The sequence below is a fragment of the Halobacteriovorax sp. RT-1-1 genome, from assembly GCF_047085455.1.
Taxonomy (GTDB): Bacteria; Bdellovibrionota; Bacteriovoracia; order Bacteriovoracales; family Bacteriovoracaceae; genus Halobacteriovorax_A.
In genome coordinates, this window is record NZ_JBKIXZ010000001.1 from 761,706 (window position 1) to 775,053 (window position 13,348).

16 protein-coding genes are annotated in these 13,348 nt (G+C 37.3%); 5 read left to right on the forward strand and 11 right to left on the reverse strand.

The window, feature by feature from the left end:
- Positions 1-54: 54 nt before the first annotated feature.
- From ACMAWV_RS03795 to ACMAWV_RS03805, 3 genes are read right to left on the reverse strand one after another with little or no spacing between them, the layout of a single operon-like run.
- Entirely contained in the window at positions 55-984 is a 930-nt protein-coding gene (locus ACMAWV_RS03795; protein WP_412462963.1) for a KamA family radical SAM protein, read from the reverse strand.
- A complete protein-coding gene (locus tag ACMAWV_RS03800) occupies positions 981-1,241 on the reverse strand; it encodes a hypothetical protein (RefSeq protein ID WP_103216321.1) in 261 nt (86 codons plus the stop codon). The genes ACMAWV_RS03795 and ACMAWV_RS03800 overlap by 4 nt, the downstream gene beginning before the upstream one ends.
- Before the next feature lie 15 nt (positions 1,242-1,256).
- A complete protein-coding gene (locus ACMAWV_RS03805) occupies positions 1,257-2,141 on the reverse strand; it encodes an exonuclease domain-containing protein (protein ID WP_103216322.1) in 885 nt (294 codons plus the stop codon).
- 142 nt (positions 2,142-2,283) lie between these two features.
- On the opposite strand from ACMAWV_RS03805, the gene lpdA reads away from it, so the two are divergent.
- Entirely contained in the window at positions 2,284-3,672 is a 1,389-nt protein-coding gene (gene lpdA, locus ACMAWV_RS03810; RefSeq protein ID WP_103216323.1) for a dihydrolipoyl dehydrogenase, read from the forward strand.
- Between the two features lie 19 nt (positions 3,673-3,691).
- Positions 3,692-5,332 (forward strand): 2-oxoglutarate dehydrogenase, E2 component, dihydrolipoamide succinyltransferase, encoded by a 1,641-nt coding sequence (sucB, locus tag ACMAWV_RS03815; protein ID WP_412469910.1) that lies wholly within the window; start codon positions 3,692-3,694, stop codon positions 5,330-5,332.
- Between the two features lie 48 nt (positions 5,333-5,380).
- Here sucB and ACMAWV_RS03820 read toward each other — a convergent pair whose 3' ends face one another.
- From ACMAWV_RS03820 to ACMAWV_RS03830, 3 genes are all read right to left on the reverse strand, one after another.
- Positions 5,381-5,953, reverse strand: a complete 573-nt coding sequence (locus ACMAWV_RS03820) for a glutathione S-transferase N-terminal domain-containing protein (protein ID WP_103216325.1) — start codon at positions 5,951-5,953, stop codon at positions 5,381-5,383.
- Positions 5,954-5,961: 8 nt separating this feature from the next.
- A complete protein-coding gene (locus ACMAWV_RS03825) occupies positions 5,962-6,576 on the reverse strand; it encodes a hypothetical protein (RefSeq protein ID WP_412469909.1) in 615 nt (204 codons plus the stop codon).
- Positions 6,577-6,669: 93 nt separating this feature from the next.
- A complete protein-coding gene (locus ACMAWV_RS03830; protein ID WP_412469908.1) occupies positions 6,670-7,401 on the reverse strand; it encodes a class I SAM-dependent methyltransferase in 732 nt (243 codons plus the stop codon).
- 120 nt (positions 7,402-7,521) lie between these two features.
- Between ACMAWV_RS03830 and ACMAWV_RS03835 the strand changes: the two genes are divergently transcribed.
- Positions 7,522-7,656 carry a hypothetical protein gene (locus tag ACMAWV_RS03835; RefSeq protein WP_412469907.1) on the forward strand — a complete coding sequence of 45 codons (135 nt, stop codon included), beginning with the start codon at positions 7,522-7,524 and terminating at the stop codon, positions 7,654-7,656.
- Here the strand turns inward: ACMAWV_RS03835 and ACMAWV_RS03840 are convergent.
- Both ACMAWV_RS03840 and ACMAWV_RS03845 read right to left on the reverse strand, forming a co-directional pair.
- Positions 7,636-8,388 (reverse strand): endonuclease I family protein, encoded by a 753-nt coding sequence (locus tag ACMAWV_RS03840; RefSeq protein ID WP_158246750.1) that lies wholly within the window; start codon positions 8,386-8,388, stop codon positions 7,636-7,638. The genes ACMAWV_RS03835 and ACMAWV_RS03840 overlap by 21 nt on opposite strands.
- A 133-nt stretch (positions 8,389-8,521) precedes the next feature.
- Positions 8,522-9,340, reverse strand: coding sequence for an endonuclease I family protein (locus ACMAWV_RS03845; RefSeq protein WP_412469906.1), 819 nt, complete (start codon positions 9,338-9,340; stop codon positions 8,522-8,524).
- Positions 9,341-9,573: 233 nt separating this feature from the next.
- On the opposite strand from ACMAWV_RS03845, the gene ACMAWV_RS03850 reads away from it, so the two are divergent.
- Complete coding sequence (locus ACMAWV_RS03850; RefSeq protein WP_103216330.1) at positions 9,574-9,978, forward strand: hypothetical protein; 405 nt, start codon at positions 9,574-9,576, stop codon at positions 9,976-9,978.
- Position 9,979: 1 nt separating this feature from the next.
- On the opposite strand, the gene ACMAWV_RS03855 is transcribed toward ACMAWV_RS03850, so the two are convergent.
- Complete coding sequence (locus ACMAWV_RS03855) at positions 9,980-11,227, reverse strand: replication-associated recombination protein A (RefSeq protein ID WP_103216331.1); 1,248 nt, start codon at positions 11,225-11,227, stop codon at positions 9,980-9,982.
- A 163-nt stretch (positions 11,228-11,390) separates the two neighbouring features.
- Between ACMAWV_RS03855 and rpsU the strand changes: the two genes are divergently transcribed.
- Entirely contained in the window at positions 11,391-11,615 is a 225-nt protein-coding gene (gene rpsU, locus ACMAWV_RS03860; protein WP_021266202.1) for a 30S ribosomal protein S21, read from the forward strand.
- Positions 11,616-11,867: 252 nt separating this feature from the next.
- Here rpsU and ACMAWV_RS03865 read toward each other — a convergent pair whose 3' ends face one another.
- Both ACMAWV_RS03865 and ACMAWV_RS03870 read right to left on the reverse strand, forming a co-directional pair.
- The gene (locus ACMAWV_RS03865; protein WP_103216332.1) at positions 11,868-12,689 is read right to left on the reverse strand and encodes a hypothetical protein; all 822 of its coding nucleotides are present in this window, start codon (positions 12,687-12,689) and stop codon (positions 11,868-11,870) included.
- A 57-nt stretch (positions 12,690-12,746) separates the two neighbouring features.
- Positions 12,747-13,292 carry a hypothetical protein gene (locus ACMAWV_RS03870; RefSeq protein WP_412469905.1) on the reverse strand — a complete coding sequence of 182 codons (546 nt, stop codon included), beginning with the start codon at positions 13,290-13,292 and terminating at the stop codon, positions 12,747-12,749.
- Between the last annotated feature and the right edge of the window lie 56 nt (positions 13,293-13,348).

Below are 13,348 nucleotides of genomic sequence, written 5' to 3' on the forward strand. Positions count from 1 at the left end.
GATAGCGTACTTTAATTTTGGAAACTTGATTAATCTTGCTCTTTAAGAATTTCTTTATAGGTTTCTTTTTCCCGAGCCATCAGGGGAATCGAGAATATATTGAGGTAGAAGCCACCCAGGGACTTGGCGGCGAAGCTTACGATAGATTTCTCGCCCTTCATCTTGTGTGAGGTAGAAGTGCATGGCACCTTTTGCTTGGTCAGGATGGTGGAGGTAGTAGGGCCTAACTCCTAAATCATGAAGTTTATAAATAAGCTTTTCTAAGTCTTCGACTTTATCATTCACGTCTTTTAGAAGCACAGATTGCGAGAGTAGTGGAAAGTATTTTCCAAGTTTTGCAATACAATCACGCACATCGCTTGTGATCTCATCGGCGTGATTTATGTGAATAACAATATTGATATCGTTGAATACTTGCTTGAACTTGTTAAGAACTTCGATCACTTCATTACCAATATAATTTGGAAGGGAAGCGGGAGTTCTGGTATGAAAACGAATGAATTTAATATGTTCTAATTTGCTAAATTCATTTAGGTAGAAATCGATTTTTGCAGCTGAAAGCATAAAAGGATCGCCACCTGAAAAGATAATTTCATTAATCTCAGTATGGGCCTTGAGGTAAGTTATAACTTTTTCAAAATCGGCCTTAAAAATTTCATGCTTTCCACTTAATTCATTCTTTCTGAAACAATAGCGACAAATTACCGGACAAATAGTTGTCGGAGTAAAAAGGGCGCGATTATCGTAGCGATGGATTAGTTGTGGAGCGACGTATTTTTGTTGATCACCGATTGGGTCATCAAATCCATCCTGATGAAGTTCTTGATTAGAAGGAAGAAATTGTTTGGCATGAATGCCATCAAATCCTTCTTTTTCAATTAGCTCATTTATATGATTGGGGATAAAAACTTCGTAGCGAGATGGTTCTAAATTAAGACCAAAGCGAGCATTGACTTCATCTGTGCTTCGCAGTCCTTTTCTCATTCTTCGCTATTATCTTTTTTGTTTTGTTCTTCGTATTTTTTAATGTCATTTAGGTGATGCCACTTGGCCCAATAGGCACATCCACGAATAAGAAGGGCCCCGTAAAGAGCAATTCCTGTAAAGTGAAGCATTACACTTACTGTAGAGAGCACACCTGTGTTTTGAAGTAACCAGTAGATCCAATAGAGTAGAGCGATGTGAATGATGAAGATCACGACAAATTGGATTTTATATGAGATTGATTTTCCTGCTAGCATGGCGTCTTTATATAACTACTTTGAGTCATTTTCAACATGCTCACGGATTTCTTGGATCTTTTTAATGGCAAAAGATTTGTAGATATCTGTAAGTAGGCAGTGAGCGTAGAGAACATCGCCGGCAGGCATTGGTAAAAGAGCAACAGGTTTTATTGGTCTAAATTTACCTTTGTATGTTCCACCCTTGTATTTGATATCAATGACTTCTTGTTTAGCGATATGTGCTTGAAGTTTTTGAATCGTTTCAGGGGCTTCTGCGATATTGGCCTTTCTAAAGTCTTGGATATTTAGAATTTCACCTTCTTTAAGTTGGCGATTAGACTTCACTTCATCCAGGGTTTTAGCAAAAACACGAAGACAGGCAATTGTATCATCAAGTGCACGGTGATGATTTTCAAGAGGAATATCAAAGTGTTTACACAATGAACTTAGTTTATGGTTCTCACTTCCTTTCACATATTTTCGAGAAAGTTTGCATGAGCAATAAACCTTAGCTTTATGTAATTCCATCTTAAGTTGGTGCATCGCAAAGACGATAAAGCCTATATCAAATTTTGCATTATGGGCCACAAGAGTGTGAGTTCCACTGAACTCAAGAAATTTTGGTAAGACCTCTTCAATTGAAGGAGAATCTTTGACCATCTCATCTGTGATACCATGGATTTTTGTTGTGAATTCAGGGATTGGATTTTTAGGTTTTACTAGGGACTCAAAAGTTTCTATTTTGTTCCCGATGACTTTAATAGCCGCAATTTCAATGATTTCGTCAACTAAAGGAGAAAGTCCTGAGGTCTCTAGATCGAGTGCTATAAGGCCTTCTGGGAAATACTTATTGATATTTTTAATTTCGCTCTGTGTAAAATTAATGATAATCCCTTTAAGTTGGCTTATAGAGGGCAATTACAACGATTTGTAAATATTAACGAATCGTAGCAATGTGTCATGCCAATTTTAAATAATTTTAGTACGTTGAAGAACCTTAAATCTTAACTTTTATTACTGATTATGGGCCTTATGGTCAATAGTTTGAGGAAATATTTTTATGAAGAAATTTGATGTTATTGTTATTGGTTCTGGGCCAGGTGGATATGTCGCCGCTATTCGTGCTGCCCAACTTGGAAAAAAGACTGCGATCGTTGAAAGTAAAGAACTAGGCGGTGTTTGTCTTAACCGTGGATGTATTCCAACAAAAGCGGTTCTTAAAGCAGCTCACAGTGTACACGAGCTTGCTGATATGAAAGATCTTGGTATTGATGTTGAACTTAAAGGTTTAAACGGTGGCCAAGCTGTTAAGCGTGCAAAGGGAATCTCTGCAAAGATTTCTGGTGGTGTTGCTTACCTAATGAAGAAAAATAAGATTGAAGTTTTTGAAGGTTATGGAAAGCTTCGTACAAATACTCAAGTTGAAATTACTTCATCTCGTGGTCACACTGAAACAATTGAAGGAACAAATATCATCCTTGCAACTGGTGCTCACTACCGCTCATTTCCTGGACTTGAGCACGATGGAAAAAGACTGATTGGTGCTTGGGAAGCAATTAAAATGGAAGAGCTTCCAAAGTCAATTGGGATCATCGGAGCTGGTGCTATCGGTGTTGAGTTTGCTTACTTCTGGAATGCATTTGGTGTTGATGTTCATATCTTTGAACTTCAAAAGAATCTTCTGCCAATCGAAGATGAAGAATCTTCAAAAGTAGTTGAGAAAGCATATAAGAAATACGGAATTAAAATGTCTCTTGGTGTTGAAAAAGTTTCAGCTAAGAACAATGGTAATGACGTAACAATCACTGAAGTAAAAGGTGGTAAGACTGTTGAGCATAAATTTGACATGGGTCTAATCGCTGTTGGTATGACAGGAAATATCGATGGTATCGGACTTGAGACTGTTGGTGTTCAAACTGATCGTGGGTTTGTTGTAGTTAATAATACTTACCAAACAAACGTACCAAATATTTACGCAATCGGTGACCTTGCTGGTCCACCTCTTTTAGCACACGCAGCTTCTCACGAAGGTATTATTGCTGCTGAAGCGATTGCTGGTCTTCACCCACATCCACTAGATAAGATGAATGTTGCTGGTTGTACTTACTGTCAGCCACAAGTTGCATCTGTTGGTTACACAGAAAGAGCTCTTAAAGAACAAGGTATTAAATACTCAGTAGGTAAGGTTCCATTTACTGCAAATGGTAAGGCCATGGCATCTAACGAAACAGAAGGGTTTGTTAAAACTCTTATGGGTGAAGATGGAGAAATGCTTGGTGCACACATTGTTGGTACTCATGCAACTGAACTAATTCACGAGTATGTACTGTTCAGACAAATGGAAGGTGTTGATGAAGAAATGTTCGCAACGATTCACCCACACCCAACTTTAGGAGAATTCCTGGCTGAATCTGTGTTAAACGCTAAAGGTAGATCAATCAATTTTTAATTATATATAAGGACTGAATATGAAAAATGATATCGTAATGCCACAAATGGGTGAGTCTATTACAAACGGAACGATTACAAAGTGGCACAAGCAAGTTGGTGACACAATTGAAATCGATGAAATCCTATTAGAGATCTCGACTGATAAAGTTGAATCGGAAATTCCATCTCCATTCTCTGGAAAGATCGTTGAGATTCTTTTTGAAGAAGGTGAGACAATTGATGTTGGTGTAAAAATCGCAGCAATTGATGATGATGCAAATGCAGCTGTTTCAGCAGCACCTGCTGCGGCGGCTCCGGCTCCTGCAGCTCCAGCAGCAACTCCTGCTCCTGCGGCAGCGGCTTCTTCTTCAGATACTCTTGAAGACGTTGTTATGCCACAAATGGGAGAGTCAATTACTAACGGTACAATCACAAAGTGGCACAAGCAGCCAGGTGATATGATTGAAATCGATGAAATCCTTCTTGAGATTTCAACTGATAAAGTTGAATCAGAAATTCCATCACCATATGCAGGTCGTGTTGAACAAATTCTTTTTGAAGAAGGTGAGACAATTGATGTTGGTATTAAAATCGCAGCAATTGAAACTGATACTTCAAAAGCATTTGGTGCAGCGGCAGCTCCGGCTGCGGCAGTGGCAAGTACTCCAGCAGCAGCACCAGCGGCAGTTGCAGCAGCTCCAGTAGTGGCAGCTTCTGTTCCAGCAGGACGTCGTTTCTACACTCCTCTTGTAAGAACTCTAGCAGCTAAGCATGGTGTTGATGTTAATGAGTTAGCACACCTTAAAGGAAGTGGAGCAGGCGGACGTGTAAACAAAGCTGACTTCATGAATTTCCTAAATAATAGAGGAGCAGCTCCTGCAGCAACAACTTCAGCTCCTGCGGCGGCTCCTGCTCCAGTAGCAGCGGCACCTGCACCTAAGGCAACAGCACCAGCTTCTGTTCCAACTGCAACAAGCGGACGTGTTGAAGTTATTCCAATGGATAATATGAGAAAAGCAATCGCTAAGAATATGGTTGCTTCTAAAATGACTTCACCACACGTTAACTCGATTGATGAAGTTGATATGACAAACCTATTTAAATTTAGAGAATCGTTCAAGAAACAATTCCAAAAAGAAGAAGGTTTCTCTCTAACTTATACTCACTTTATTCTTTATGCTCTAGTGCAAGCGCTTAAAGAGTTCCCAACGGTTAATGCTTCAATTGATGGTGACAATATCATCATGAAAAAAGACATCAACCTTGGTTGTGCTGTAGCTGTTCCTGGTAACGGACTTGTTGTTCCTGTAATCAAAGGTGCAGATAACCTAAATATTAGAGGTATCGCTAGAAAGCTAGACGAGCTTGTTCAAAAGGCAAGAGCGAAGAAGCTTACTATGGATGATATGTCAGGTGGAACTTATACTTTCACAAATAATGGATCTTTCGGAATCCTTATTGCAACACCTGTTATCCTTCAACCACAACTTGGTATCTTCTGTGTTGGTACAATGAAGAAGCGTCCAATTGTTACTGAAGATGACTCAATTGCAATTCGTCAGATGATGTATGCAACTCATACATACGATCACAGACTGATTGATGGTGAAGTAGGATCGAAATTCCTAAGACACGTAATCAACACTCTTCAGACAACTGATTGGGCGGGATTATTTTAGTAAATTTAAAAAATCAAAATAGAAAAGGCTACCGATGGTAGCCTTTTTTTATATTCTTGGTGCTGATTTTTGGTAACGTTCTCTATCTTTAAGACTTTCATAGAAGTTTTCTAAGGCGAGATGACCTTTCTTCCAGTTAAAAACATCTCGAAATGTCAGCCAATCAAGAACGCAAAGTAGCCAGTCTTTTTCCAGCTGATGAAGTCCACCTTTATCAACTTTCTTTTCAAGTGAGTCTAGAATACTCTGCACTCTTTCGTACTGAACTTTAGAGAATTTAGACTCCCATTTTGTATCACATTCCCAGAGTTTTTGTTGAAACAGAATGATACATGAATCACAAAGCTCATCGATTAAACGAAGCGCTAATTTTGTATGTACATCTAATTGCTTTCCTTGTTTTTCGAGTAAGTATTCACAAATGATAGTTGAATCAAAGATTGATCCATCTTCTGTTTCTAGAATTGGGATTCTTCTTGCAGCATTATATTCACCAATTTTCTTTGCACCATCTGGAGTAAGTGATCTCACTTGTTCAAGTTCATAAGGAATTCCAAGTTCTTCGAGTACGAGAATGACTTTTCTAACAAATGGTGATGTCGTTGATCCAATTAGTTTCATACAGGCCCCTAGTTCAAATCATTATTGATTTTAATTTCTGGTTTATCTGTCTTGATTGTAACGTTAAATTGGCATTGATAGATATCTTTTTTCTTATTCTTTTCTAAGTAGCAATTTAAGTGTTTACCTTTCCTCACTTCGTAATTCTTGGCCCCTATTGTGTGATAGTCATCAGCAATTAAGTCGAGTTTTTGCCAAAATCTTTGGGCCAGGTTTCCATCAAACTTTATCTTTAATGTATTATTTTCAAAGCGAATCTTTGCCTTCCCATTTGTCCTCGATGTTTCTAAAAATTCACTGATAGCTCCTTTTCCAAAATCGGTATCACTATTATATGAAGATAATTCTCCTTCTCCTTTTCCATTTAGATAGAGATGACAGTGAAATTTATGACTTGGTTCGCGCACGCAAAAAAAGTATTTGTGGTAGCGAAAGACGAGGCCATGGACGAGGTCAGCGTAGGTATTTTTAACAGGAAGACCTAAAAAAATTTCTCTTGCATACTTTGAGTCAACGACAGAGAACTCATTTACGTGGCTTGAGATTGCGATACCTGAGATTTCGGTAGCGAATGTTTTAAAGGTTAGAATAAGGGCAAACGATATCAGTAGGAGCTTCTTCATAACTATGAACTATAGAATTCATCGAGATTGAAGTAAAACAAGTTCACAAAAGATTAACAAAGAAAACAATAGGCCAACAAACTAAATCACTAACTACTTAGAAATAGTAATAAGGCTTCGATACATCTTATTGGCCTTGTGGGACTCTACATTCTTGCTAATCTCATTATACTTAGTACGATATAAATTTGAATTTCCTTCAGCAGTAAAATCTGATTCAAGTTTCTCAAGAAGTTCCTTGGCCTTATTATTAAAAATAAGGTCATCTTGAGTGAAGTCTTGAATTTCAAATTTATCTTTATACTTATTTGTAATGGCCTTACCAAGTCGTGTTTTGTGAAATGGTCGCTCTGATGTATAGGTGAGGACAAACTTTCCTTTTGGTTTTAAGCTATCCATAATCTTGTTTAAAGTACGGTAGAGGTCATTGAGCATATAGAAACCATCTAGCGAGATAACAAGATCAAATTCATTCTCTCCGAGCCATGTTGTTTCATAATTTGCTTCTTTATAATCATGATCACTTACGACGAGATCAAATCCTTTTGCCTTAAGTTTGTATTTCTTTGCAAAGTAAGCCGTTAATTGTCCTGTTCCACAACCGATATCAAGAACTTTTTGATGGGGTTTAAAGTGAGAAGTTAGAGCAGAGAATTGCTTCTTTGATAGGTTATTTTGCATGAAGCATTCAATTCCATGCATCTCTTTACAATAAGTTAGATATGATTGTGATTCTTTTGCAAAACGGTAGTAATTCGTGAAGGCACGTTTAGCTTTGGCGTTGAATCCCTTTTGTGTAAGTAATTTTCTAATAAATTGAAACATAGTTTTTTATACTCCTATTTTCTTTAAAATTCTATCTTCATGAAATCTTAATCAATTAGAATTTGTGAGAACTTTAAATCAGTGTTTAAAATAGACTAAGAAGCCAAATAGGAGGTTCCTATGATTAAGTTTTTAGTATTTTTAGGACTACTTGTGACTTTAGCGAATGCTGCGGTAACGACGGTCTTTATTGACGGCCTCAATATTAAAGGCCGCCAAAAAGTTAAAAATATATTAGAAGTCTTTGATATCTGAAACTAGCTCTGGGAAGTCGATATAAGGATTTCTATTTCCTTGAATCTCTTCAATCTTGTTATTTCTTTCGATTTCATCGCTGTCCACTGGATCTTCTGCGTGCCATCTTCTTAGGTATTTTTCCATTCTACTATTAATCTTCGCTCCATAGCGAGTTGCAAAGTAGAACATTGCTCGAGCAACATTGCCCTTGTGCTCTGTTGGTGGTTCAAAATAATGTCCATCAGAATGAGAAGCAAAACAATCTCTCGTTGCAGCTTTTCCACCTTTTAGGTCAGCAAAGTCATTTGAGCTACGTACGCTATTGGCCTTAGAGTCAGTTGGGAATAAATGGTGAAGGTCACCTTTTTGAAGTTGTGAACTAAATCCGCCTGTGAATTTTGACTGAGGCCATGTGTGCTCACAGTTAACAATTTGATGATTAGGGATTTTCCCATCTCCAATTGGTCCGATATTAGGAGTACTTCCATTGAAAACTTTATTGCAGTAAACACCTTTTACATAAGGTTGGTTACTTTCATCATATTTTAAATGTAATTCGTTAAAAAGGTAGCGCTTAGCTTGAGAGTAGGAATTTTTTTTGTGATTTTGGCTGATAATTCTTTGTAATTCTGTTCTTAGGTTTTCATCTTGTAAAAGGTCATTTGCGACTTCTGCTTTAAATGATTCCGGATAATAGCCGGCAGTGGTCGTTAGTGCCAATAAGGCTGCTACTAAGAGTTTTAATTTCAAAATCTAATCCTTGATATTGTTGCTGTATATAAAAGCATCTCAAAGATGAAAGGTTTTGCAAAATAAAAAATGAAATAGAAAGGCCTTCTTAACAGAAGGCCAATATTAGTACTGAAATGGATTAGTCAAATATTTAGAAATTATCGATTTTATCAGCTAGGTTAGCGATGTCGATAAATGGATTTCTATTGTTTTGTACAGAATAGATAATTTCGTTTCTTTCTCTTTCTTCAGCGTCAACTGGATCAAGCTTATCCCACTCTCTAAGAACTTGCTCTTGGTGGTTTGAGATTGAAATATCATATCTTACTGAGAAGTAGAAAAGTGCTCTTGCAACATTTCCTTTGTGCTCAGCTGGTGGTTCGAAAGCACCGTTACCTTGAGTTTGTGAAGCTGTACAATCTTCATAATCAACTGGGAAACCATCTACATTATCAAATTCATAGTTACCTCTTACAGAGTTAGCTTTTGAATCAGTTGGGTATAGGTGGTGTAGATCTGATTTTTGAAGACCTTTGTCAAAACGACCAGTAAATTTTGATTGTGGCCAAGTGTGCTCGCAGTTAAGAACGTTTGGGCTAGGGATTTGTCCTGGACCCATAGAACGAGTTTGAACTCTTCTTAGTGTCTTTTGGCAATATACATCTTTAATGTAGTAACCTTTATCATCTTCTTTTAAGTGGATTTTTCCGAAAAGTACTTTTCTAGCGCCTTTGTAACCTAGGCTTCTTTGGCTGTAACAACGACCTTTGTTCTTTGAATCACATCCAAGAACATCTTGAGAATTTGTTTCTTGGTGAGTTGTATTTAGAACTTCGAATAGGTAGCTCTTTAACTCTGCTCCACCTCTTGAAAGAACATCATTAGTTTCTTTCGGGTAGTAGTTATTTAATTCTGCTGCATTACTCGTAAGAGTGAAAAGTAGTGTTGATAGAACGATTGCGATTTTCATCTAATCCCCTTTAGTGGTTTGTGTGTGTGAAGCTTTTATAGGACATAATTATTAAAATGGCTAATAGGAATCTTAAGTTTTTCTAATAATTTCTGTCAGGTAATCTAATTTCAATGTTTAGACGCGCTGCCCTTAATGAAAGTTTAATAATACTATCGAAAAATCTGGATTTATTTAGTCGGGTTTTGTATAAGTCACCAAAGAAAATAACAACATTATTAGGGTAACTTAATATGAAATACATCTTAATTGCATCATTGCTTATATCTTCAAGTGTCTTTGCTTACACTAAGACAACTCTTAATTGTATTAAGAAGCTAACGTATGATCTTAATGTCGATAGTCGTGCGTTTAAAATTAATACTGATGAAGTAGATGCTGATATTGATTTCGAGGGGAGACCTCTTGATGAAGCGATTGCTATCATTAGGACAACTCTTGAATTAAATGGATGTAATAGTAATAACGCAATTAACTTTTCTAAAACACCATCTGGACGTGCAAAAAGCCGTTGTGTCGAACTTGTTCCAGGACAAGACTATTCAATGAGCTGTTATGTTGAATCAAATATGGGATTCTTCTTTGTAACAAAAGACCTTCAAACGGATGCGTTTGTTGTTTATTCTCGTTGGGACTAGACTACTTTCCCCATAGTTCTTCTAAACGTTTCTTTATATTATTTTCTACGCCAATCGCTTTTGGTTGGTAGAACTTTGGCGTTCCTTGAGGTGCGTATTGTTGCTTAACAAAAGCTCCCTCGAAGCTATGTGGATACTGGTAAACAACTTTATGATCTTTATCTGGAAAGTTCTTTAAATGCTCTGGAACTTGGATTGTTTGCGAATTCTCTACATATGCTAAGGCTTCGTTTATTGCATTGTAAGCAGCATTACTCTTAACGGTACTAGCTAGGTAAGTCGTGGCCTGTGCTAGTGTAATTCGTGCTTCAGGCATACCAATATTTTGAACAACATGAAGTGCATTTGTGGCAACAGTCAGTGCATTTAAGTCTGCATTACCCACATCTTCACTCGCAAAGATAACTAAGCGTCTGGCGATAAAGACTGGGTCCTCTCCACCATCAAGCATAACTGCTAGCCATAGAATGGCCGCATTGGGATCACTTCCACGCATACTTTTAATGAAGGCAGAGATTACATCATAGTGGCGATCACCACCAGCATCAAAGTTTCGTGAATTTTCTTTGATAATATTTTTAACTGTTTCAAAGTCAATATCTTCGTCTTGTTCAAGAAGAGAGAAAATAACTTCTAAACTTCCAAGAGCAATGCGAGCATCACCGTTTGCGTATTCACAAATTAGATCGAGATATTCTTGCGATAATTCTTTTTCTAATTTTGTGATCGTTCTCTTTATAAGAGAGCGAATTTTGTCGGTTGTGAATGATTTAAGCTCAATAATCTTCATACGAGAAAGAAGAGCGCGATTAACTGAACGACGAGGATTCTCAGTCGTTGCTCCAATAAGAATAAAGCTTCCTTGTTCCACATGTGGAAGAAGAGCATCTTGTTGGGCCTTATTAAAGCGGTGAATCTCGTCAATAAATATAATGGATTTTCTTTGGAAGTCTCGGGCCTCGTCTTGTGCCTTTTGGATAAGCTTCTTAAGTTCTGCTACGCCAGATAAAACTGCGCTAAATTCGTAGAAATTTGCGTGAATTTCACTACCTAGCACCTTGGCCAGCGTGGTTTTTCCACTCCCTGGAGGACCCCAGACAATAAGTGAAGGTATATTTTCACCCTTAAGAAAAGGGAAGCGTCTAGCTAGGGCATCAAAGCCCTCATAATCCTGCTTGCTACTTGGTCTTACTTGATGAGCAAGTGGTGTGACGGATGAATCTTTTGCGCTGAATAAACCTTGTTGCATATATTACCTAAAGTAAGTTGGCCATTGACACATTGTGGGGCCGTCGTGTAATTTAACATACCAATTAAAGCTAGACAAAATTTAGAGCGTTAAAGCTCTGAATAAATCTCATAAAGCTGTCGTTAAAGGTAGTGAGAAAAAAAAATAGAAGGAGGTGAATGTTATGTCTAAAGATTACTCAATCAAAATCGAGATCGATGAAAGATTAAGTGCGGAAAGAGCTCTTAAGAAATTCAAGAGATACTGCGAAGCTTTCGGTGTTATTAGAGAATACAGAAAGAGACAAGAGTATAAGAAGCCTTCTATTAGAAATAAAGAAAAGCTACAAGCGGCTGAGAAGAGAAGAAAGAAAACTCAGACGAAGTACAGTAGAGGTTCTAAAATCTAATTTGATTTAAATTTCTTATATACTTTAAGGGCTCCCGACGGGAGCCCTTTTTGTTTTTGTGGCACATGACCGAAAGCCGCGCCATCGCTTCGCTTGGCTAGCTTTCTTGAGTCACATTCATCTCTGCTTCAAAACTACCCTTGTGGGTACTTTTGCCGCAGGATGTATATACTTTAAGGGCTCCCGACGGGAGCCCTTTTTGTTTTTGTGGCACATGACCGAAAGCGGACGCATGTCTTAAATGGCACGATGTTAGTAGAACATTAATTTTAAAATACTATTCCAACGAGCGTGCATAACTTTAACGTTACGAACATATTCTCTTGGAAATCCTGTCTGACCTTTTTCTAGGTCCATGTGAAATACATTCCATTGCATATTGAGATCACCCAAACGATCGATAAACCAGCGCTTATCTAATTCTGCCATCATTCTTAATTCAAGTGGCGAAAGGAAGTTATCAAGGAATTGTTCAAAGGATGGCTTTAGTTCATTAGGTATAATGTAGATAAAGGCATCATTTGAGTAGTTATACATTTTTCCAACGTAATTCTTATAACTTTCAATATGAGGAACATAGGTTGAAAAATTTGTTCCTTCTGTTAGATGTAGAAGCTGTATATAGGATTGAACACGAAGATTCAGGTTATCAATATTATCAAGTAGAGAGATAAGATTAATATAGTCGTCAACATTTCCATATTGTTGAGTTGGAAGAGAGATGAAGTCTTCGCGAAGCTTTTTAATGTTTCGCTCAGTTGCCTGAATAAGTGGAACGACTTTTTTTATTTCTTGATAACAAGTCTTTTGATTTTTTTTACACTCGTCATAAGCTCCATCAAATTGCAGTACTAATTTAAGAGTATTTTCTCTTAAGTTGATAAAGTCCTGTGATGTGTAAGTAATTCTCTTAACGATATAATAGAAGTCATTCTTAAGTGAGCGCAGTTGCGGACGAACATAGCGACGATAGCTATAGTCATTTAATTTTAGTTTTGAAGAATCAAAATTAAAGTACGGGTATTCCGCAAAACTAGAAAGGGTAAGAAGAATGGCAAAGATTATTTTTTTCACTTCTTAAATGATTGAAGAGGTGGTGCAAAATGTCAATTAGCTTAATAAAAAGTCAAATTAGCCAACGAGATCAAGATCTTCTTGAGGGGCAATGTGACTTAGTTCAATATATTTTGGCTTCTTTTGAAGTGAACGAAACTCCTGAACCCAGCTGTCTGTGTTACATAGAGATATAGAAATATTGTGTTTAGGAATTTTGTGTTTCGCTAAGTTTCTTGGAAAAAGTCTTAGTGGTGAGCCATGTAGCTTGAAGTGCACATCAAGGTGAGATGGAATCTTTCCTGAATAGATGAGTGCTAAGCAAATAAAAGTTCCCGCATTACAAGTTTCAATTTGAATTCTGTCGCTTTTTACTTTTTTAATAAGTGAGAGTAGGTCGCCAGCATATCTTTCAAGTTCTTTTGTATTCAAGTTTTCAAACTTGAAGATGTCTTTTCTGTTTTTTGCCGTTAGAAGTCTCTTCTCATTTTCGGAGAAATTTAGATGAGTAAAATTCGTCATCATTACTTCATCAAAAGTGGGCTCTTGAGTATCGAATTTGTATACAACGTCGGCCCCAGCACCTTTAACTTTGATTTTTCCAGAAAATAAGACCTTAGACACAACGAACCTCGTAGTTACTAAATTGATAATGTTATTTAGTTAATCGGAACGATTGC

Excerpts from the sequence above, each read along its gene's own strand:
- ACMAWV_RS03795 (WP_412462963.1), bottom strand. The coding sequence starts at position 984 with ATGAGAAAAGGACTGCGAAGCACAGATGAAGTCAATGCTCGCTTTGGT.
- ACMAWV_RS03800 (WP_103216321.1), bottom strand. The coding sequence starts at position 1,241 with ATGCTAGCAGGAAAATCAATCTCATATAAAATCCAATTTGTCGTGATC.
- lpdA (WP_103216323.1), top strand. The coding sequence starts at position 2,284 with ATGAAGAAATTTGATGTTATTGTTATTGGTTCTGGGCCAGGTGGATAT.
- sucB (WP_412469910.1), top strand. The coding sequence starts at position 3,692 with ATGAAAAATGATATCGTAATGCCACAAATGGGTGAGTCTATTACAAAC.
- ACMAWV_RS03820 (WP_103216325.1), bottom strand. The coding sequence starts at position 5,953 with ATGAAACTAATTGGATCAACGACATCACCATTTGTTAGAAAAGTCATT.
- ACMAWV_RS03825 (WP_412469909.1), bottom strand. The coding sequence starts at position 6,576 with ATGAAGAAGCTCCTACTGATATCGTTTGCCCTTATTCTAACCTTTAAA.
- ACMAWV_RS03830 (WP_412469908.1), bottom strand. The coding sequence starts at position 7,401 with ATGTTTCAATTTATTAGAAAATTACTTACACAAAAGGGATTCAACGCC.
- ACMAWV_RS03835 (WP_412469907.1), top strand. The coding sequence starts at position 7,522 with ATGATTAAGTTTTTAGTATTTTTAGGACTACTTGTGACTTTAGCGAAT.
- ACMAWV_RS03845 (WP_412469906.1), bottom strand. The coding sequence starts at position 9,340 with ATGAAAATCGCAATCGTTCTATCAACACTACTTTTCACTCTTACGAGT.
- ACMAWV_RS03850 (WP_103216330.1), top strand. The coding sequence starts at position 9,574 with ATGAAATACATCTTAATTGCATCATTGCTTATATCTTCAAGTGTCTTT.
- ACMAWV_RS03855 (WP_103216331.1), bottom strand. The coding sequence starts at position 11,227 with ATGCAACAAGGTTTATTCAGCGCAAAAGATTCATCCGTCACACCACTT.
- rpsU (WP_021266202.1), top strand. The coding sequence starts at position 11,391 with ATGTCTAAAGATTACTCAATCAAAATCGAGATCGATGAAAGATTAAGT.